Raw genomic sequence first — 19740 nt, forward strand, 5'->3', positions numbered from 1 at the left:
CGCCGCAAGGTCCTTCGGGTCATTTCGTCGACGAGAAGAGCACTGTTTGGACATTTCCCTCCGGAACAGACTCCGCCTCCCGCGGAGATGGAGCATCGCCTCCGGCGCTCGCGGGCACGTCCGGGGAGAGCGCCCCCGCGGGATGCTCTCCCTCGCGGAGGAGTGCCTCGGGAAGAATCTCCGCCACCTTGCGCCAGATCCGCTCCGCATCCAGCGCCAGGTCGGGGAGGTGACGCCGCACCAGGGCGAGTCCTGCGGCGAGGCTCCGCACCTCGCTCTCGGAAAGCCCCAGATTCAGCAGATATTTCCCCGTTCCCCGCAACACGTAGAATCTTTTCGACCGATCGAAGCCAACTTCCACCTGGAATTCGTTCCGCAGATATTCCAGGTCCCGCTGCAGCGCCCGAACCGCCCCGCGTCTCGTGTTCGTCCCGTTGCGGTAGCCAAGCTCATCGAGTATTCTGTCCGTCGTTCCCCGCCGGTTCATGAAAAAAAACTGCATCAACCGATTGAGTCTCGAAATGCGGATGGAACTGAGATCCTTGCCCATGCACCATTCCTCCTTCCAGAACATGCCGCGTCCTTGCGGCTTTGGCGAAAACTTGCCCTCGCGTGCCCCGTGCACGCCTCCGGAGAATCCGAATTCTCCCGGTGATACACAGAGAGCATACCGATGCGAGGCGACAAGATAGGCGATACGGGGCAAAACGGACGCCCCGTCTTCGATGAGGACAGGTGTCAAAAGGCATCCTTTTGATTTGTATTTTTTATCGAAACAGGAGCCGTTCTTCAAAAAACACGCTTGCGACGGAACGGAGTGCATGCCGACACCATCGGAAGCGGAACGTGCGCTCCTCCTGCCCGTGTTCGTGTGCTGTCACCACCCTGCGCATCTCTCCCGATGCGTGCCGGGGGACCGAAAACAGGGCGGACGCCGTTTCTGACCACGACGACGCAGGAGAGGCCGCGGAAACGCCTGAGGGTGCAAACAAACATGCGGAAGAAACCGGGCCAGAGAACACGCGAACGGAAGCAGGAAGAGACACGGCGGAGGTGGTTGTGGGATCACCGGATGGCGACATTTCCGAGGCTGGGGAAGAACACCCCGGAGAGGAAAGCGCAGAACGAACAGCGCGGGGAGTTCCCGAAACGCAAGGAACTCCCCGCGGACAAGCAGCGACGGCGGAAAGCGTTTCCGTGGAACGGATCCTTTCCTCCGCTACGTCTCCGACCGGAGCTTTCTCTTCGCGATTTTTTCCTTGTACATACTCTGGTCCGCCTCATCCATCAGTTCCGAAAGCGTACAGGGTGTCTCGGGGAGGCGCATGGACACGCCGAGGCTCAGGGAAAGGCGGACGGAGGGGTTCTCGTTTCGCACGTTGGCCTGCTCCAGGGTGTGGCGCAAACGCGCCATGACCGCGCCGATTCCCTCCGGGCCGTCCTGAACCAGAAGGACCGCAAACTCGTCGCCGCCGATGCGGCCGAGGACATCCGCGGCGCGGAAGGTGCGCCGCAACACATCCGCGGTCTCCCGGAGAACCCGGTCTCCCTCCTCGTGGCCGAAGGTGTCGTTCACAGCCTTGAAGCCGTCCAGGTCGGCGAAGAGACAGACCACGGAGAAGCCGAGGCGGTCCGCCAGGGCAAGACGCTCCTCCCCGAGCATGAGAAAACCCCGGCGATTGTAGAGGCCCGTGAGAGGATCCGTGATGGCCTCTTCCTTCAGACGCTCCCGAAGGAGCACCATCTCGGTGATGTCCCGGATCGTCACGAGGCGAACCACCTCGCCGTCCCAGCTGGAATTCACCACCCGCATGTCCCCCACGAGAATGTCGCCGTTCGGGCTGGTGATGTTGATCTCCCGTTTGCCCTCCTCCTCCAGGGGAAAGAGAAAGGGCGTCCCCGTGAGTTCCTCCGCCCGGACATCGAAAAGCAGCTCCGCCGCGGGATTCACGTAGCGCACCGTCCCCTGGGCATCCACCACCAGCACCGCATCCCCCGTGGTCTCCATGAGGGTCCGGAAGTTGGCCTGGGCCTGCTTGATCTCCTCCAGGGCGTGGCGGTAGTCCCCGTTCAGTTTCTGGAGCTGGGTGCTCTGGAGGACCGCCGCCTCGAAGGTGGAGAGCAGCAGGTCGATGATCTGAATGCGGTCCGCGGTGAGGCGGTGATGCTGCCCGGCGAAGAAGACCTCCACGGTCATCTGGGCGTGCCCCTCCCTGCGGAGTTCCAGATTCACCAGAATATGGTGGAGCCGTCGCAGGAGATGGGCGTCCTCGTAGGGTTTCGTCAGAAAGTTGTCCGCGCCGCACTGAAGCCCCCGGATCACGTCCCGGGGATCCGAGAGGGACGTGAGAAGAACCACCGGCACATCCCGGAGCGTTTCGTCGCCCTTGATCCGGCGACAGAGTTCGTATCCGTCCATCTCGGGCATCATCACGTCCGTGATGACCACCGTCGGTTTTTTCTCCCGGGCGAAGGCCAGACCCTGAAAACCGTTCCGGGCGATCCGAACGCCGTACCCGTGTTCCTTCAGGAGGCGTTCGAGTCGCTTCGCCTGAGTGAGGCTGTCCTCCACCACCAAAATCTCCGAGGCATTCCGCAATGCCGCCGTCCGATCTTCCATCACAAGTCCATCTTGCATACTCATCACCACGATTTCTTCACTTTTTTGTTCCAATTCCTTTATTTTTCCAGAACGATCCTCGCCAGCACCTGGGCGATGCGATGCGGCGGCAACACGTGTTCCGCTCCACCGTAACGAACCGCAGCGCCGGGCATCCCCCAGGCGACGGAACTCTCCTCGTCCTGGGCGAAGGTGAGGCCACCGCTCTCGCGGATGCGTCGCAGTTCCGCCGCGCCGTCCTCTCCCATTCCCGAGAGGAGAATCCCCGCGACGGCACCGCCGAAGGACTCCAGGGCGGAACGGAAGAGCCGCGACGCGGAAGGCCGGACACCGTGCTCGGGCGGCGCATCGGTGAGATGCACCACCCCTCCGGAAAGGACTTCCGTGTGGCGTCCGTCCGGCGCGACATAGACCCTTCCGGAGGAAATCCTCGTGCCTTCGGCGGCGAGCTCCACCGGAAGGGATGAGCTTCCCTTGAGCCATTTCACGAACCCCGGGGTGAATCCGGGACTCATGTGCTGCACCAGAAGGATGGGCAGGGAAAACTCCCGGGGCAGTTCCGAAAGGAACGTGCGGACCGCCACGGGACCTCCCGTCGAGGCGCCTCCCACCACGATCCGAAGCGCCCTGTCGGAAACGGGAACAACCAGCGCGGAACAATGGGCGGCCGCACCCGGAGGTTTGGAAATCCGGGAACGCACCTGCGTCGCCGCCGCCTCCCGCACGGTTTTCACGAGTTCGGCGGCACGCTCTCCCGAGAGAGAATCCGGCTTTGGAAGAATCGCCACGGCTCCCGCCGCCATGGCCTGGAAAGTCTTCTCCAGCTCCAGAGGTTCCCAGCCGGAACTGATCACCACGATGGGCACGGGGCGCAGGGCCATGATACGTCGGGTGGCCTCGAAACCGTCCATGCCGTCCATGTGAATGTCCATAGTCACCACATGAACGGTGTTCTCCTCGAGGAAGTCCAGGGCCTCTTCGCCGCTCGCCGCCTGTCCCACCACGCGAATGTCCGGCTCGCGCCGGAGAAGGTGCTCGAGGTACTTCCGGAGTACCGCCGAATCGTCAACAACGAGAACGTCGATCATTCTTCGCCCCACCTCCGGAGGAAACGCCTCACACGAGGCGGCGCACCACTTCGAGCAGGTGTTCCTGGTCGAAGCTGCTTTTCACGATATAGGCGTCGGCACCGACGGAAACGCCCCGTTCCCGATCCTCCCTCGATTCCAGCGAGGTGACGAGCACCACGGGGAGATGGGCGAACCGCGGTTCCGAGCGGATGCGTGCGGTGAGGTCGAAACCGCCCAGCCGGGGCATCTCCACGTCGGAGACCACCACGTCGAAGGGCTCTTCCTCGAGGGCATTCCATGCCTCCATGCCGTCCACCACGGCCCGGACCTCGAACCCAGCGGAGGCGAGGACGTTTCGGAGCAGCGTTCGGGACGTGATGGAATCCTCCGCGAGAAGAACCCGCCTCGCCCCAGCCCTTCCATCGGAATGCGCCTCCTTGGACCGCCCGGAAAGAGCGGCACCGCTCCCCAGAGCGGAACGGATCAGGTCGGAGGCGCTCAGGACGAGCGCGACATCTCCGGAGCCGAGCACCGTGGCGCCCGCCACGTTGCGGACCCTTCGAAGCTGCGGGCCGAGGTTTTTGAAGAGGATCTCCTGTTCGCCGAGAATCCGTTCCACCTCGAAGGCAACAGCATGTTCTCCTCCCCGGGACGCCCTGGTGTCGCACCGCACCACCAGGAGTGAGACCTTCCGCTCCCGGGAGGTTTCTCTCCGCGCTCCCCCCGGGGCGGAGAATCGCCGCTCCGGCTCCGCTCGGGAAGGCGCCGGCCCTGTTCCGAGCACTTCGCCGAGACGACGGAACACCAGGGGGCGCCCGTCCAAAAAGACCGTGTCCCTGTTCCCAACGGTCTTGATCTTCCCCGCGGGAATACGGGCCACCCGCTCGACATTCGCCGTGGGCACCACAAAGAGCCGTCCCGCCTCCTCCACCAGCAGACCCCGGAGGGTGGCGAGCGTCAGGGGAAGGGAAAGGCGGAAGGTCGTCCCCGCACCGGGCGTGGATTCCACGGCGACGCTGCCTCCGAGTTTTTCCACGCCTTCCTGGACGATGGCCATGCCAAGTCCTCTTCCGGAGATGCCCGTGATGATCCGGCTCGTGGAAAACCCGGAGCGGAAGATGAGGAGAAGGGCTGCCCGATCGTCCAGATTTCCCGCCTCCTCGGCGGAGACGATGCCCATTCGCACCGCCTTCTCCCGGACTTTTTCCGGATCGATGCCGCTTCCGTCGTCGGTGACACACACCTCCACACGCCCTCCGGAGGCGCGGGAGACCGTGATGGCAAGCGTCCCCCGGGGAGGTTTTCCCGCGGCGGTTCGGGCCTCGGGGGTCTCCATGCCGTGGTCGACGGCATTGCGCACCAGATGGATGAGCGGGTCCTTGATGCCCTCGAGAATGCGCTTGTCCACCTCCACTTCGCTGCCGCGGATCTCCGTTTCCACGTCCTTTCCCAGTTCCCCGGAAAGATCGCGCACGATTTTGGGAAACCCCTGGAGGATTGCACCGAAGGGGAGCATGAGCACCGTCTTCGCTCCCTCCAGAAGATTTTGCACCAGCGTTCCCGCTTCGGTCTGATCGGCCCGGAGGGATCTCCTGAGTCGGCGGAGGCGCTCCTCCAGATCGGCGAGGCGGGTTCGGTTGTCCGCGAAGACATCCCGGAACGGCGCGGACGCCGCGGGCGAGAGCGCGTTCCACAGACGGAGCGAAGTCTTTTCCCATTCCTCCCTCCAAAGAACCACTCCGGAGAGAAGTTCTTCCAGATCCGCGAGACGCTGCTGCAGCGAGAGCTTCACCGAGAGGAGTTCCTCCGCCTGGAGAAAGAGCGCGTCCAGCTTCGCCGCGGCGATGCGGATCGTCTCCTGGGCGGCGAGCTTCGGCAGCGGGATCTCCTCGCCGGTCTTGCCCTCCCGGGCAGGCACTCCTTCGGCACGACGGGGAAGCGCGGAAGGATCGGGGGCATTCCGTCTCTCCGGCACGGAGGGCACAACGGCGTTTCGGGGCTGCACCACCTCGTCTCCGCGAGGCCGCCGCTCCGTTCCGGAGAGAGAACCCTTCGTCGAGGCCCTCGTCGGAAACGGAGGCGCGGGGGGGGCTGCGGCGACTCCACCGGAATGGGCCGGAGGCGCTTCGGACTGTTCCGGTGGAGTCGGACGCTCCGCCCTGGAAAGCGGACGCGGCGGCATCCTCTCTTCCGAGGAGATGTCCCGGGATGCGGGAAGGATGTTTTCGAGGCGGGGGAGTTCCGTTCCGGGAAGTTTCCGTCCCGCCGCAAGACGTTCCAGCTCCTTGATGCAGTCCTCCGCCTTCGCGCTCTCTTTTCCCGCCACAAGGGCGGCCACGGCGTCGATACTGCGCTGGAGCAGGTCGAAATCCTTTCTCTCAAGAGAGAAGAAGCCGGACTTCAGGCCGGAGAAGACGCTCTCCATGGGCTGGCACAGGGCGGCCACGGCGGGAAGCTGCACCGCATGGGCCGCTCCCTTCAGGCTGTGCGCGGCCCGATACACCGCCTCGATGACGGTGCTTCCGGGATTCTCCTCCAGCTCGATCAAGCCGGACACGATGGTCTGGAGGTGCTCCTCCGCCTCGAGGACAAAGTCCCTGCGCAGCTCTTCCAGAAAAGCCTGTTCCGAGAGATCGGGCATTCCACTCATGCACCCGCGCCGCTCCTACAGTCTGTAGCGTCCCAGCAGATCCGTCAGCCGCCGTCCCATGTCCTTCAGGCCCTCCGCGGCGCCCTCCAGATCCTTCATGCCCGCCACGTTCTGCTGTCCCGCTTCTTTCACGTTTTCCATGGCCTGGGTCACCTGGTCCACGCCGAGGAGAAGCTCCTCCGTCGCCGCGGCGATCTGGACCGCCGCCTGGGCATTTTCACCGAAGCGCTTCATCATGGCCTGAATGGACTCCTGCGAGGGGACGGCGTCCCGGGCTCCCTGCTCCACCGCCTTCGATCCCTGTTCCGTGGCCATCACGGCCGCTCCCGTGGCCTTTTGGATATCCCGGAGGATGCGCTGCACCTGCTTGGCCGCCTGCCGGGACTCCTCGGCGAGGCTCTTGATCTCTTGGGCCACCACGGCGAATCCCCGTCCCTGTTCGCCGGCCTTCGCGGCTTCGACGGCAGCGTTTACCGCCAGAAGGTTGGACTGCTCCGCCAGATCCTCCACGGTGTCGGTGATCTCCCCGATTTCCTGGCTCTGCTCGCTGAGCTTGACGATGGTCTCCGCGATGAAGCCCATCTGGTCGTTGACGCGCTGGAAGCCGTCCACAAGAGCATCCGTGGCCTTCTTTCCGCCCTGGAGGATTTGCAGCCCCTGCTGGGCGCGCTCCGCCACGCTCCGGGTCTTGTTGTTCGTCGCCTCGACGGTGGCGCGGATCTCCTCCATGGTGGCGGTGGTCTCCACCACGGACGCCGCGGACTCCTCCACGGTGGCCGTGGTCTGGACGACCGAGGCGGCGACCTCGCTCGCCGCGGTGCCGAGAGAGGCCGCCGCCTCGGCCATGGTACGAACCTGGGTGCGCAGGTCCTCCGTCAACGCCTGGAGCGCCTTCGCCAGTTCCCCGATCTCGTCCCTTCTCGCACGGAGATGTTCCGGAACATCCTGGGAGAGATCCCCCTCACTCAGGCGAACCAACACCGCCACGCCCTCGCCTATGGGGCCGCTCACGCTTTTGGAGATGATCACGGCGAAGAGAACGGAGAGGACCACCGCGGCGATCATGGCCACGTTCAGGGCAAGTTCGACGTCGCGGGTGCGCTTTGTGTCCTCGCCGACGAGGGTGCTCATGCCGCTCTCGATGTGCGACGTGAGAAATCCGAAGGTCTCCTCCAGGGAATCGGACACGGGCAGCAGACGCTCCAGCAGGATTCCGTATTCCTCCCAAAGCTCCGAAGAACGCTCCGTCTCCGTACCAGTTTCCGCGAGAGCGGCGAGAACGCGGTCCATCTCGGCGTGGATGCGCCGCCAGGATTCGTACTGCGTCTTGAGGAGACTCAAAAGCTGTCGTTCCTTCGAACTCCCCTCGGGAAAGGCCAAGAGCGTCTTCCATGCGTCGTCCACCCGCTTCCAGAGGGCTTCCCGACGGTCCGCGATGGCACGCAGCTCCTTTCGAGGATCCTCCTTCCGCTGGGAGAGCGCGATTCCGAAGGTCTCGACGCGGACAGCCATGCGCAGATAATTCAAGGTCCAGAGCGTGCGAAGATGCGGCACACTCCGGTTGTTGAGGTGCTCCATGTCCTGCGTGAGCCGGGAAAAACCACGGATCCCCACAAAGCCCACAAACAGAACGGCGATCACGACGAAACCGAAACCGAGGGTCAGTTTTCTCCCTATTCTGACGTTCTTCAGCATTGCATCCTCATCCTCCCCACGCTGCACCACCCCGAACGCCGGGCTGTTCCGGCGCACATTTTCCGTTCCGTCGCAAGACCCTTTTTCTTCCCGGAAGCTTCGTCGTCATTCCGGAAGTTCTTCCTCCACCACGAGGGAACGATCTCGCAAAAGCGCCCTTCCGTCCAGGAGAATCAGGTCCTCTCCCAGGACACCCTTCAGATAGGCCGATCGAGGACCGGGCATACTCGGCGGCGCCGGACGGATCTCCTCTCGAAGAAGCGTTCGCACGCCGAGGAGGGCGTCCGCCAGAACGCCCAGCTCCATCTCCTCCGAGCGGAGAAAGAGCACCATGCCCTCCGGATCTTGGCGCGGCAGGTCGAAGAAAACCCGAAGGTCGAGCACCGAGAGAATCTGTCCCCGGAGATTCACGATGCCCGCCACGAAGGACGGCGTGCCCGGGACGGGGACGAGGTTCCGCAGAGGAAACACCTCGCCCACGCAGGTTGATTCCAGGGCATACACTTCCTCGGCCAGACGAAAGACCACCACTTCCAAGGCATCCCCGATGGAGACGAGCTGCTTCGGCTCCCGGGCCAGCAGGATCGCCCGCTCCCGGAGGATGCGGGCCCTCCGTTCCCGAAGCGCACTCTCGCTCCTCCAGGACAGGGGAAAGCCCGTCGGAACAGCATCGTTCGTCTCCGCCTCCGCCGGAGGCGAAAAAACCATCTCTTCGGGAGAAACCTCTCCGGAGTGACCTTTCTCTGGTTTTTCCACAGCATGTCCTCCTCTTCGGATCCGGGAAAACACCCTCACTCCACCTCCGGGCCGGGTCATCACCCTTCACGCAAGAGGACAGCCCCGCCCGCTCCTCCCGATGCGCTACCGGGACGACCCTTCCGAAGCAGCCTCCCATGGGCTCAAAAGACGCATTGCTTCGAGAAGAGCCCGGGAGGACATGTCCTCCATCTCGGGCACCGGCGCGTCCTCGGGCAATCCCGCAAGGAGCGTCGAGGCATTGCGGAAGTGCCGCCGGACCTCCTCGGTCCGTCCTCCCCGAAGGGCGAGGACGCCGAGGGAATAATGGGCCGCCACGAAGTCCGGATCGAGATAAAGAGCCCGCCGGAGCGCCTGTGCTCCCTCGTCGTCCTCCCCCCGCTCCTGGTGAATCAGGGAGAGAAGATAAAAGAGGACAGGATCTCCCTTTTCCCTGTCGAGGGCCTGGCGACACAGATCCAGAGCACGGTCGTGCCGTCCCCGGTCCGCCTCCAGGCGCACGAGAAGCCTTCCCGCCGAAGCGGAATGAGCCGCCAGAGGTTCCAGAAGGCGCTCCGCCTCCTCCCAGTCCCCTCGCCGGAAGGCGTCATACGCCGCGTCCTCCGGGCTTACTTCGGACGAGGGTGGAGCATGTCCGATGGCGGCGGAGACACCGTTCCCGCCGCCATCGGAAGCGAGGTCCTCCGGAAGCTCCTCTCCGAACGCATCGGAAAACTCCGGGGACATCTCTCCACCGGCCTTCCCGGCAAGCACCGAAAAGGGTTCAACCCCCTCTCCGCCGCTCCCGAAAGGGTGCTCTTCGTTCGCGAAAAAGACGCCCCCGTCGAGCAAGGAGTCCCCGTCGCCGAGCGCCGCGGAGACGACCCGCAAAGGGCTCTCTTCCGGCGGAGCCTTCCGGAAGGCCGTGACTCCCTCGACGGTAACCGGAACGAACGCGGGGCGCCGCACGAGAGCCGTCTCGCAGGATGCGACGAAAAGCCATCCCCCCGAGGCGAGGAGACGGGAAAAGCGCTCCAGAACCCGCCGGATCGTGGGAGGAGCGAAGTAGATCAGCACGTTGCGACAGAAGATGACGTCCACCGCACCGGAATCCCCCCAGGGGGAGCCCGTTTGCTCCACGAGGTTGTCCGGCGCGAAGGTGACGCATTTCCGAAAGCGGGGATGCACGGCCCAGACATCTCCCTCGCGGCGGAAATCGGCCTCCCGCCGGGCGTCGGAAACACCTCGGAACGACCACTTGGAGTAGACGCCCCTCCGGGCTTTCTCCAGAAAACGTTCGTTCAGGTCCGTGCCGAGGATCCGCACGGGAGGCAAGGACATCTCCCGGGCCTTTTCCTCCACGAGCATGGCGAGCGTGTAGGCCTCTTCGCCGGTACTGCATCCGGCGCACCAGAGGCGCAGCTCCTTTCCGGAGGAACGGGCCAGAGCGGGCAGCGCCTCGTCGCGGAAGAGACAGAGCGCTTTTGCCTCACGGAAAAAGTAGGTCTCTCCCACGGTGAGGTGGGGTGTCAGTCGTGTCACCACGTCCTCCGAAAGGGGTGCCGCGGCGAGACGCGCCAACACCGTCGCCGCATCCTCTCCGCTCTCCCTCGCGAAGTCCCGCACAGCACGCCAGAGATCAATCCTCCGGTTCTCCGGAAAGGTGAGCCCCAGCCGTGCCTCCACCTCCGCTCCGAGAGCACGCAACGCCTCTTTGAACTCGGAGGGGAACGCGTCCCGCGCAGCTCCGGCGCTATTCGGAAGGGACATGCATGTCCTCGCCGGTGCTTCCGCCTCCCGACGACACGAGAAGGGAACGGATGCGACGGAGAGCCACCGGAACGTGCTCCCCCGGGGAAAGTGCAACCCTGGCATCGCCGTCGGAAGAAACCGAGACATCCTGAGGTTCGAGGGCACACACTCCTTCCACACCGTCCGTGAGGAGCGCGAAAAGGCGGCCTTCGTCCCGGACAAGAAGAAAGCGGTCGGAGAGGAGCATGTCCCGCCTCGGGGCTCCGAGACGCTGCCGCAGGTCCACCACGGGAGCCGCCTCGCCGCTCACGTTCACCACCCCGAGAACGAAGGGAGGCGCGTCCGGGAGCGGCGTCGTCTCCGCGGCGGCCACAACCCGCTCAATGTCTTCCACGGGAAGGGCAAACCGCTGTTCCGCCACGGAGAAAACGAGAAAGACCTCACGCACCACACAAACACCTCCAGAAAAAGGGAAAAAGGACGAACGGACGGCAAGGACGCCTCATCGCTCACGCTTTCATGTCTTTGCAGCGTAGCAAAGAACCACTCCGGAGGCAAGATGCTCCCGGAGCGGACACTTCCGGAACGAGGACGTTCTCACGCCCCCGCCTCCTCCAGGGGAAGGAGAATCGTCACCGTGGTTCCCTTTCCGGGCACGCTCGTCACCGACAGGGAGCCTCCCGCGTCGTCCACGAGGCGCTTCACCATGTGCAGCCCCAGGCCTGTTCCGGAGACATGGCGCGCGGATTCTCCGCGGAAGAAGGGATCGAAAAGACGCGGGAGATCCTCGGCGGAAATGCCCATCCCCTCATCCGCCACGGTCAGCTCGAGACAGTCGTCACGGCGTCCCACGACGACCTCCACAACGCTTCCCGGAGGAGAATATTTCACCGCGTTGGAAAGCAGGTTCGTGAGGAGAATACGAAAGCCCACCGGGTCCAGCGAGGCCACGAGAGGCTCGGCGTCCGTCACGCCCTCGCCGGCGACGCACCGAAGCACCGCATTCCGTCCTTCGCCGGCGGCGAACTCTTCCACGAGGCGGCGGCAGAAGGGCAGCACCTCCATGGAAACGCGTTCCCCGAATCCTCCCTCCGTGCAGATCCGGCCCTCCCGCCCATTTCCGGTGCACCCGAGAAAAAGCCCTTCCCTCGCCAGGGCCGAAAGATGCCGCACATTTTCCTCGATGCGGTGAAGATGTCCCCTGCGCCGCTCCTCGTCCATGGTGGCCCAGAAATCCTCCAGGAGCTGCACCGATGTGAGAATGGACGAAAGAGGCGTGCGGAATTCGTGGGAGACCAGAGCAAGCCGCTCCGCCTTCCGCCGGAAGCCGTCGAGTTCCTCCTCCATCTCCCGGAGACGGCGTTCCAGCTCGGCACGACGTTCTCTTTCGAGGAGGAGCGTTTCATTGTTCGCGGCAAGTTCCTCGTTCATGGCCGTGAGTTCCTCGTTCATCGCGGAGAGTTGTTCGTTTGAAGCCCCTACTTCTTCGTTCATGGCGGACAGCTCCTCGTTCAGTTCCGCAAGGCGGGCGTTTTTTTCCTCGAGTGTTCGGTTCGCCTCGACGAGTTCCTTCGTCCTGGCCGCCACACGTTCCTCAAGTTCCGCGTTCAGGATCCGCAACTCCTCGAAGGCCTTCCGCCGTTCCGTGGTGTCGAGGAAGAACCCTTCAGCGCCCACCACGCGACCATTCTCCACAACGACAGTGAGACTGTAGGTGTGATACCCCAGGGAACCGTCCCTTCGGAGACGGGCGGATTCGCCCGAGACGGCCCGCTCGCCCTGAAACAGGCGTTCGAGCAACGCCGCCGTCTCCCGTATCTGCTCGGCGGGAACGTGGTGGAGGAAATCCGTGCCGAGCACGTCCTCCGGGGCGGCAAAGCCGTGCAGGGAGAGCCACGCACGGTTCACATTCCGGACGATCCGGTTCGTGTCGCAGAAGACGTATCCCGCCTCGCTGTTCTCGACGATGGTCCGAAAACGCCGTTCCCGCTCGCGCAATGCCGCGTGGACCCTGCGCCGCTCCTCCGCCTCGGCCTGGAGTTCCCGGTTGGCCCGGGTGAGTTCCTCCGTGCGGTATGCCACCTCTCCGGAAAGGGAGACGTACCGCCACAGCGCCGCGTGGACGAAGAGCGTGAGAACCAGGAGCAGAAGTCCTTCCCCGAGCAGGAAATAACGGAGTCTTTCCCGGATCGCCCCGTTCCAGCCACCCCTCGGCACGGCTCCGAGTTCCCAGACATTTCCTCCGTAGGAGATGGTCTGTCGCACCGGATCCGCCTCGAAAACCTCGGGGATTCCAAAAAAGACATCTCCGTTCGGGTTCCGCAACGCAAGGGAGAACTCTTCCCACAGGACACCGAATCCCACCTCGCTCAGGAGTGCCGGGAGCGTCACCACCATGGAGGCGAATCCCCAGAAACGCCCGGCGATATAAATGGGAAGGAGCCCGATGATGCCCCTTCCTCCCTGGCGCAGTTCAACGGGGCCGGTCACGGAGAGCCGCCGTTCTTCCAGAGCGCGGCGCACCCCCTCGTCCTGGCGCGTCTCGTCCCACCCCGCGAGGAGATCAAGCCCCAGCGCTTCCTCGTTGCCCTCCAGCGGAAAGACGAGACGAATCACCCCTTCCGGGGCCAGAGCCACCGTGCGCACGCCCTCCACCCGGGCGAAAACCCGTTCCGCATAGGAAAGGAAGTGGAACTCCGGGTAGGAAGAGTCTTCCGCTCCATGAATGTCCACGAAGCCCGCAAGTCCCTCCAGGTGAAAGAAACGCCGCTCCAGTGCGTTGGCGAATCCCGCTCGAAGGGGCATCACCTGGGTCAGCACGGAACGCCTCGCCTCGGCAAGGAGCTGGGCCTGAAACCAGCGGGCAAGCCCCCAAAAACCCATCCCGACAAGGCACGCGAAAAGCAGCGCGCCACCGAGAGGCAGCAATCCGGCTCTGCGCGTTGCCTCCATCATGGGACACCGTCCTCTCCCTTCGGGTTTCGGAAACGGCTATCCTTTTGAATAGTATAGCTTTTTTGCCGCACCGTGTCCGTTTGGGAGTGCGCGCCGCCTGCCACCTTTTTTGTGACGGCAAAATGTGTGACGGCGGAATTGCGGAGAGGTTACACCTTCGTGGACGTCGTTGACGCCGCGCCGCTTTCTGTGCGAAGGTGACACCGGCGCTTCCGCACGCTTTCGAGACGGAGAACCCTCGCGGTCGGCTCCCGTCTCGAAGAGGATACAACCGGGCCGCCACCGCCCTTCGGAGGGTTTCGCCTCCGCCGAGGGCGATCCGATCCCCGAGAAGGAGGCTTTCCCGCCATGAAAATCTGCATTGCCACCGACGCGTGGTTTCCCCAGGTGAACGGCGTCGTTCGCACCCTTGCCGCCACGCGGGAACGTCTGGAACACCTGGGGCACACGGTGATGCTCCTCTCTCCGGACAGGTTCCCCTCGCTTCCCTGCCCGACCTATCCGGAGATCCGCATCGCCTGGGGAGTGTGGGGAGCGGGGCCGGAGATCGCCGCCTTCCGCCCCGACGCGGTGCACATCGCCACGGAGGGCCCCGTGGGGCTCGCCACGCGGAGCTGGTGCCTCGCCTCGGGAGTCCCCTTCTCCACGTCCTTCACCACCCGCTTTCCCGAATATCTCTCGCTCCGTCTCGGCATGGCGCCGGAGTTCTTCTACGGCTATTTCTCCTGGTTTCACAGTGCGTCGTCGAGCGTCATGGTGGCCACGCCGAGCTTGGAGGAGGAACTGCGAAACCGGGGTTTCCGGAATCTCCGCCGATGGGGACGAGGCGTGGATGCCGCGCTCTTCCATCCCTGGACCGGAAGCGAGGCGGAACGGCACGCCTTCGTGGCGTCTCTCCTTTCCGGCGACGACCGGAGCGAAACCGTCGGAACGGAACCGCCGTTTCTTCTCTACGTGGGGCGTGTCGCGGCGGAAAAGAGCCTTCCGGACTTTCTGAACCTGCGCCATCCCGGCACCAAACTCGTCGTCGGAGACGGCCCGGATCTGGAGATGCTGCGGAAAAACCATCCGGACGCACGCTTTCTCGGCGTACGGAACGGACAAGAACTTGCCCGGATCTACGCCGCCTCGGACGTCTTCGTCTTTCCCAGCCGAACGGACACCTTCGGCATCGTGCTCCTGGAGGCCCTCGCCTCGGGCGTTCCCGTGGCGGCCCGTCCCGTGACCGGGCCTCGGGACATCCTGGAGCATGGGGGCACGGGATGGCTTGCGGAGGATCTGGAAGAAGCCGTGAAGCAGGCGCTCCGCCTGGACCGGGCCGCCTGCCGCAACGCGGCCCTCCGTTCCTCCTGGGAAGCCTGCACGGAACAGTTTCTGGACAATCTCGTTCCCGTCGGCGGCGTTCGGTTGGAACCTCTCGCGTCGTGAGCGACGGAAACGTTTCTTTTCCGCCCGGCAGCGCCGTGGCGACCGCTGCTCCGGAAAGCTTCGTCATGACGAAAGAGGGCACACGGACGTTCTGAGACGGGAAGCGCTCTTCTGCCAGAGAGTCCGATTCGCGGGCCGATGACAATGCTCTCGCGCTCGTCTCTGGTAAGATAGTGGTGGCTCATGGCCGGTTTCTCCCGCTAGTTGGCTGTTATGGTGACTCCATCTTAGCGAAGGGCTTGCCATGGGCCTCCCTGTTTTTCCCGGGAGACTGTCCCTTAGCCCTTGTTGCGTTTGAAGTGCACATCCACCCACCAAGGAAAAAAGGGGCTCCTTCGAAGAGGAGCCCCTTTTTCGCGCAAACGCCGAAGCGACACGCTGGCCTCGCCCGGTCGAACCTCCGGACCGTACAGAAAAACCTCCGATCCGGGCGGATCACTTCACGATCAGGGCTGGCAATCCCACGGGTACAGAGACGGGAAGCGCCTGTGTCGGAAACAGCAGAGGCGCTCCCACCGGAATCCACGAGGGCGACGCCACGACCACCGGCGAGGCCGCGACGCCCACGGGAACCACCGAGAGGGGCACCACCGACACCAGGGGAGAGCCCACGTAGACGATCTGCCCGGAGGCGGTGCGCACGGCGGGATAGCCGTCGGCGGTGAGAAACACGGGGAGTGCCCCGGGAACGATGGTCCAGGAGAACGCCGGAGCGGGGACAAGCCGAACCGTGTAGCCGTCGGTGTAGTCCGCCACCGTGATGAGCGCCGGGGCGTTCGCCGCGGCGGGAAGCACCGCACAGCACAGCAGAACAAGAGCAACGAGCGGCATAGACAGGAATTTGCGTTTCATGAGAGCCTCCTCCTTCGTCGCAGGACCTGCGCTCACCGCACGCCCAGGGCCAGATGTCCCATCCACAGATATCCCCAGATCGTGGCTTGGTTCGCCAGCGCGGGGGTCTCTGCGTCATTCCAGAGAAAGCCGTTCTGGTTCACCATCCGCACCAGGGAATAGATGTTGTGCCGGAGGATGTCCGCCACACCCAGACCGTCCCCGGGGGATTTCATGGCGTACCAGCTCTTTCCCGTCCAGGCGAAGAGCACCGATGGCGCGTCTCCCTTCCATGCGATGGGAACGCGGGGTTTGTCGAGAATGGCCATACGGTCCACCAGGGCATTCCATCGGCTGACTTCGAGAAACGTCGGATGCACCATCCACCAGGGAACGACGGGCACGGCGGAAGCGACCGCCGTCACCGGCACCGAGGGAGGAGCGGCGGCCACCACATCCGCCGGGGCCTGCACGACCACGCCCGGAGAGAACGCCCCCTCGGATTGGGGCTGTACCGTTCCCGGCGAGGGCGCCGCTCCCTGGGAAGGAAAGAGCGGCATGAGCTGCACCGCTCCGGGGACGACGGAGCCCACCACGTACCCGCTGGGGACAATGCCCTTTCCGTCGTAGAAGCCGTAGATCCATTTCCCGTCCTTCGCCTTCATCACCGGATAGCCGTCGAAGGTGACGAACCATCCCGCGGGCATGTTGTAGGGCCGATACACATAGAAACTCATGCCCGCATAGGCAGGCTGCGTCACGAGCACCGGCTCCGCGATGAGGTGCCCCGGAGCGGGCGCGCACCAGGCCGCACCGGCAAGACCGAGCGTTCCGAGCAGCACCGCGCCGATCCAGAGCGCCGCCTTTCGCATTCTTCGTTCGTCCGTTCTCTTTCGCATCATTCCACCGCCTCCTTCGTCCATGGCCGGCTTTCCATCCCTGGATGCCACCCTGTTCTCCCTGCGCGAAACCGCACCGAAACACACTGCATGTGCTCTTTTTCTCATTCCTCCTCGAAAAACGACGCCAACGACCGCGCATCCATCTCCACGAGGGCGAGCGCTTTCAGCAGGTGCGCCCTTCCTCTCCCCCGGGCGCGATCCGCCAGGGCGGACATGTCGTTCCAGGCCTTCCAACGCGCCGAAGAGGACGTTCCCGCCGCCTCCCGGGCCTTCCAGTCCGCAAGAAGGGCCAGTGCCTCCTCGCGGAAGCGCTGGGCCCTTCCGAGCCAGTCCCGTGCCTCCGCGAGAAGCCGCTGTGCCTCCGGAGGAACGCCCTCGGGAAGCGGTACCGCGGCAAGCTCCCTCAGGGAGTTCCGGAGCGCACGCCTCGTTTCCTCCTGAATCGCGGGGAGAGGCTCTCCGGGAAAACCGGCATCGCGCATTCCCGCGACAAAGCGGAGGCTCTCCTCCCAGGCGACGTCGCCTCGGCGGGCGGCCACCCGGAGGGCCTCCGCGCAGTCGAGCACGCGCTGCTGGGCAAAGGTCGTGTAGGTTCCCCGGAGCCGCACCACGTCCGACGCACCATTTCGCACCAAAACAACCAGGCAGGACCATCCTCCGGAAAGGCGCCGTTCGAGATGGGTTTGAACCTCCGAGGGGGTCTTGCCGGAAAGAACGTCTCCGTCCACTTCCACGAGAAGATCTCCCACGCGGAATCCCGCCTCTTCCGCGGGACTCCCGGGGAGAATTGCCGCCACGGGAAGAAATCCCCCCGCATCAGGTGGAGCGAGACGGAGTCCCGTTTCGTATGCCGAGGCCGTTTCCGGAAGAGCGCACAAAAGAACGACCAGGAGCAGCAGCAACGCTCCAGGACGCGCGGGGAAAAAACCGGCATGCCCCCGGCATTCCGGGGAGCATCGCCACGCAGAGGTTCTCCCCGAAAAAACGCCCGCCTGGCCCCTCCTTCCCCGCATGCGCATCCTCCTCCGTTCTTCCACGTCATCCATCTCCGCAAAAACGGCAGGGTGAAAAAAGACTTTTCCAGCGCGCCGCAGTACTGCGCTCATTCTATCACAGGCACCGTTCCTTTTCAGACCGCTTCGCTCGTCTCCGCCCTCTCCCTGTTCTTTCCGGACCACCCGAACCGACCCGGCGGAAAGAAATCCGGGAAGAAGTCTTTTGCTTCCGCGAACAGACATCGGTCGTTCCGCAAAGAAAAACGCTTTTCCTTTTCTCTCGCTTCCTTCATAATCAATCATAATCAATCCATTCGGACGGCCCCCGTTCCTGCATCCGAAGCGGTTGTTCCGAAAACGCCCCGACGGGGCAGAACAGAGGAGGTCCGGCAACATGCCCGCGAAAAACACCGTCTTCGCACCCGCCGTCTTGGACAGTCTGAGCGCTCTGGTGGTCGTTCTCGACGCCCGGGGACATATGGTGTACGTCAATCGCTCCCTGGCGGACATGACGGGATACGCGCCGCAGGAACTGGAGGGGCAGCCCTACCGGGAACTCCTTCCCGCCGAGGACGCGCCGCAGATCCACCGGATCCTCGACGCACTTTCGGAAACGGGCGGGTCAGAGCGGACCGAGGGGCGGATTCTCTGTCGCGACGGCTCGGAGCGACTGGTGGAGTGGACCATGACACTCCTTCCCGAAGGCGGCACCGGATCCCCGCTGGTGGTCGGCACGGGCACGGACGTGACGCTCCAGACGGCGCTCCGCCGGACCCTCGAAGAGAACGAGGCCCGTTTTTCCGTGGCGCTGGAGAGCAGCGGCGATGGCATCTGGGACTGGGACATCGCCTCGGACACGGTGCTCCTTTTGGGCCCGCTCGGAAGGGCGTTGCTCGGCTCCGAGGAAGAGACGATCACCATCTCCGCCACGGCGTGGCTCCGGCGCATCCACCCCGAGGACGCCCTCCGCGCCCGGGAAGCGGTGCGCCGCCACCTCGACGGCGAGACGGACGTCTACGGCGCGGAGTTTCGGGTGACGTCACAGAGCGGAGCCATCCGCTGGCTCCGGGACAGGGGCAAGGTGGCGGTCCGAAACGCTTCGGGAGCGCCCCTGCGGGTCATCGGAACCGCCGTGGACATCACGGAGCGCAAGGAGGCGGAACTCGCCCTCCTCCGGAGCGAGCAGCGCTACCACACGCTCTACGACGCCGTGTCGGGAGGCGTGGTGGTGCAGAACAACGAGGGCGTCATCGTGGAAGCCAATGCCACCGCCTGCGATATCCTCGGCTACGACCGGGAGACCATGCTGGGCACGACCTTCGCGTCATCCATCTGGGAGACCGTCCACGAGGACGGATCACCCTTTCCTCCGGGCGAACACCCCGCCATGCAGGTCCTCGGAACGGGAAAGCCCGTCCGGGGCGTCATCATGGGCGTCCGCCATCCGGGAACCGGAGACTTCCGCTGGCTCGTCATCAACGCCCAGCCCGTCCCGAGCGCCGAGGGAGACCGGATCGAGGCCGCCATGGCGACCTTCGTGGACATCACCGCCCAGAAGCTCCTGGAGGAGCGCCTGGACGCCCTCTCCGCCGTGGACGACCTCACGAAGCTCTACAACCGGCGGGGCTTCTTCCGTGCGGCGGAGCAGCTCTTCGAACTGGCGGGACGTCAGAAGCGCCCCCTCTTTCTGGCGCTCGTGGACGTGGACGGCATGAAGCACATCAACGACACCCGGGGACATCAGGCGGGTGACGAAGCGCTTGTCGTCACGGCGGAGCTGCTCCGGAAGACCTTCCGCAAGGCCGATCTGATCGCCCGCTTCGGCGGGGACGAGTTCATCGTTCTCGGCATGGAGACAGGAACGCCTCTGGAGGACGCGTCGGAACGTCTCGCGAACAACCTCGCCGCCCACAACGCACCGCTTCCGCCAGAGCAGCATCTCTCCTTGAGCATGGGCATCACGTCCTGCCGGGAAGAGCCCCTCTGCTCCATCGACCGCCTCATCACCGAGGCGGACGCACGCATGTACGCCGAAAAGGACGCCAAAAGGCGCCGGAGGCGCTGAGTCCTCCGGCGGAATCTTTCTTTCGGATTTCGACGAAACGGA

General features: G+C 64.4%; 14 protein-coding genes. 2 read left to right on the top strand and 12 right to left on the bottom strand.

Features of this window, described 5'->3' with window-relative positions; translation table 11 throughout:
* Positions 1–19: 19 nt before the first annotated feature.
* From K349_RS0100775 to K349_RS17600, 9 genes are all read right to left on the bottom strand, one after another.
* Positions 20–550, bottom strand: a complete 531-nt coding sequence (locus K349_RS0100775; RefSeq protein WP_157367230.1) for a hypothetical protein — start codon at positions 548–550, stop codon at positions 20–22.
* Positions 551–1219: 669 nt separating this feature from the next.
* Positions 1220–2644: a diguanylate cyclase gene (locus K349_RS0100780; protein WP_034264329.1), complete on the bottom strand. Its 1425-nt coding sequence runs from the start codon at positions 2642–2644 to the stop codon at positions 1220–1222.
* Positions 2645–2679: 35 nt separating this feature from the next.
* Complete coding sequence (gene cheB, locus K349_RS0100785) at positions 2680–3708, bottom strand: chemotaxis-specific protein-glutamate methyltransferase CheB (RefSeq protein ID WP_026368009.1); 1029 nt, start codon at positions 3706–3708, stop codon at positions 2680–2682.
* 28 nt (positions 3709–3736) lie between these two features.
* Positions 3737–6340, bottom strand: coding sequence for a hybrid sensor histidine kinase/response regulator (locus tag K349_RS0100790; RefSeq protein ID WP_026368010.1), 2604 nt, complete (start codon positions 6338–6340; stop codon positions 3737–3739).
* Between the two features lie 15 nt (positions 6341–6355).
* Complete coding sequence (locus K349_RS15915; RefSeq protein ID WP_026368011.1) at positions 6356–8035, bottom strand: methyl-accepting chemotaxis protein; 1680 nt, start codon at positions 8033–8035, stop codon at positions 6356–6358.
* Between the two features lie 105 nt (positions 8036–8140).
* Positions 8141–8791 carry a chemotaxis protein CheW gene (locus K349_RS15920; RefSeq protein WP_169731279.1) on the bottom strand — a complete coding sequence of 217 codons (651 nt, stop codon included), beginning with the start codon at positions 8789–8791 and terminating at the stop codon, positions 8141–8143.
* 105 nt (positions 8792–8896) lie between these two features.
* The gene (locus tag K349_RS0100810) at positions 8897–10540 is read right to left on the bottom strand and encodes a CheR family methyltransferase (protein ID WP_026368013.1); all 1644 of its coding nucleotides are present in this window, start codon (positions 10538–10540) and stop codon (positions 8897–8899) included.
* Positions 10524–10973, bottom strand: coding sequence for a chemotaxis protein CheW (locus K349_RS17595; protein ID WP_026368014.1), 450 nt, complete (start codon positions 10971–10973; stop codon positions 10524–10526). The genes K349_RS0100810 and K349_RS17595 overlap by 17 nt, the downstream gene beginning before the upstream one ends.
* 146 nt (positions 10974–11119) lie before the next feature.
* Positions 11120–13477 (bottom strand): sensor histidine kinase, encoded by a 2358-nt coding sequence (locus K349_RS17600; RefSeq protein ID WP_026368015.1) that lies wholly within the window; start codon positions 13475–13477, stop codon positions 11120–11122.
* 348 nt (positions 13478–13825) lie between these two features.
* Between K349_RS17600 and K349_RS0100830 the strand changes: the two genes are divergently transcribed.
* The gene (locus tag K349_RS0100830) at positions 13826–14905 is read left to right on the top strand and encodes a glycosyltransferase family 4 protein (protein WP_026368016.1); all 1080 of its coding nucleotides are present in this window, start codon (positions 13826–13828) and stop codon (positions 14903–14905) included.
* Positions 14906–15340: 435 nt separating this feature from the next.
* Here K349_RS0100830 and K349_RS0100840 read toward each other — a convergent pair whose 3' ends face one another.
* From K349_RS0100840 to K349_RS18985, 3 genes are all read right to left on the bottom strand, one after another.
* Entirely contained in the window at positions 15341–15757 is a 417-nt protein-coding gene (locus tag K349_RS0100840; RefSeq protein WP_026368017.1) for a hypothetical protein, read from the bottom strand.
* A 32-nt stretch (positions 15758–15789) separates the two neighbouring features.
* Complete coding sequence (locus tag K349_RS18980) at positions 15790–16638, bottom strand: hypothetical protein (RefSeq protein ID WP_157367233.1); 849 nt, start codon at positions 16636–16638, stop codon at positions 15790–15792.
* A 101-nt stretch (positions 16639–16739) separates the two neighbouring features.
* Positions 16740–17651 carry a PDZ domain-containing protein gene (locus K349_RS18985; protein WP_157367234.1) on the bottom strand — a complete coding sequence of 304 codons (912 nt, stop codon included), beginning with the start codon at positions 17649–17651 and terminating at the stop codon, positions 16740–16742.
* A 376-nt stretch (positions 17652–18027) separates the two neighbouring features.
* Here K349_RS18985 and K349_RS17605 point away from each other — a divergent pair, with 376 nt between their 5' ends.
* The gene (locus tag K349_RS17605; protein WP_026368020.1) at positions 18028–19698 is read left to right on the top strand and encodes a sensor domain-containing diguanylate cyclase; all 1671 of its coding nucleotides are present in this window, start codon (positions 18028–18030) and stop codon (positions 19696–19698) included.
* The last annotated feature ends 42 nt before the right edge of the window (positions 19699–19740 follow it).

Source organism: Aminiphilus circumscriptus DSM 16581, from assembly GCF_000526375.1.
Lineage (GTDB): Bacteria > Synergistota > Synergistia > Synergistales > Aminiphilaceae > Aminiphilus > Aminiphilus circumscriptus.

Bases quoted from the DNA above. Each gene is read 5' to 3' on its own strand.
- K349_RS0100775 (WP_157367230.1), bottom strand. From the start codon at position 550: ATGGGCAAGGATCTCAGTTCCATCCGCATTTCGAGACTCAATCGGTTG.
- K349_RS15915 (WP_026368011.1), bottom strand. From the start codon at position 8,035: ATGCTGAAGAACGTCAGAATAGGGAGAAAACTGACCCTCGGTTTCGGT.
- K349_RS0100790 (WP_026368010.1), bottom strand. From the start codon at position 6,340: ATGAGTGGAATGCCCGATCTCTCGGAACAGGCTTTTCTGGAAGAGCTG.
- K349_RS17600 (WP_026368015.1), bottom strand. From the start codon at position 13,477: ATGATGGAGGCAACGCGCAGAGCCGGATTGCTGCCTCTCGGTGGCGCG.
- cheB (WP_026368009.1), bottom strand. From the start codon at position 3,708: ATGATCGACGTTCTCGTTGTTGACGATTCGGCGGTACTCCGGAAGTAC.
- K349_RS0100780 (WP_034264329.1), bottom strand. From the start codon at position 2,644: ATGAGTATGCAAGATGGACTTGTGATGGAAGATCGGACGGCGGCATTG.
- K349_RS0100810 (WP_026368013.1), bottom strand. From the start codon at position 10,540: ATGTCCCTTCCGAATAGCGCCGGAGCTGCGCGGGACGCGTTCCCCTCC.
- K349_RS17605 (WP_026368020.1), top strand. From the start codon at position 18,028: ATGCCCGCGAAAAACACCGTCTTCGCACCCGCCGTCTTGGACAGTCTG.
- K349_RS0100840 (WP_026368017.1), bottom strand. From the start codon at position 15,757: ATGAAACGCAAATTCCTGTCTATGCCGCTCGTTGCTCTTGTTCTGCTG.
- K349_RS0100830 (WP_026368016.1), top strand. From the start codon at position 13,826: ATGAAAATCTGCATTGCCACCGACGCGTGGTTTCCCCAGGTGAACGGC.
- K349_RS18980 (WP_157367233.1), bottom strand. From the start codon at position 16,638: ATGATGCGAAAGAGAACGGACGAACGAAGAATGCGAAAGGCGGCGCTC.
- K349_RS18985 (WP_157367234.1), bottom strand. From the start codon at position 17,651: ATGCGGGGAAGGAGGGGCCAGGCGGGCGTTTTTTCGGGGAGAACCTCT.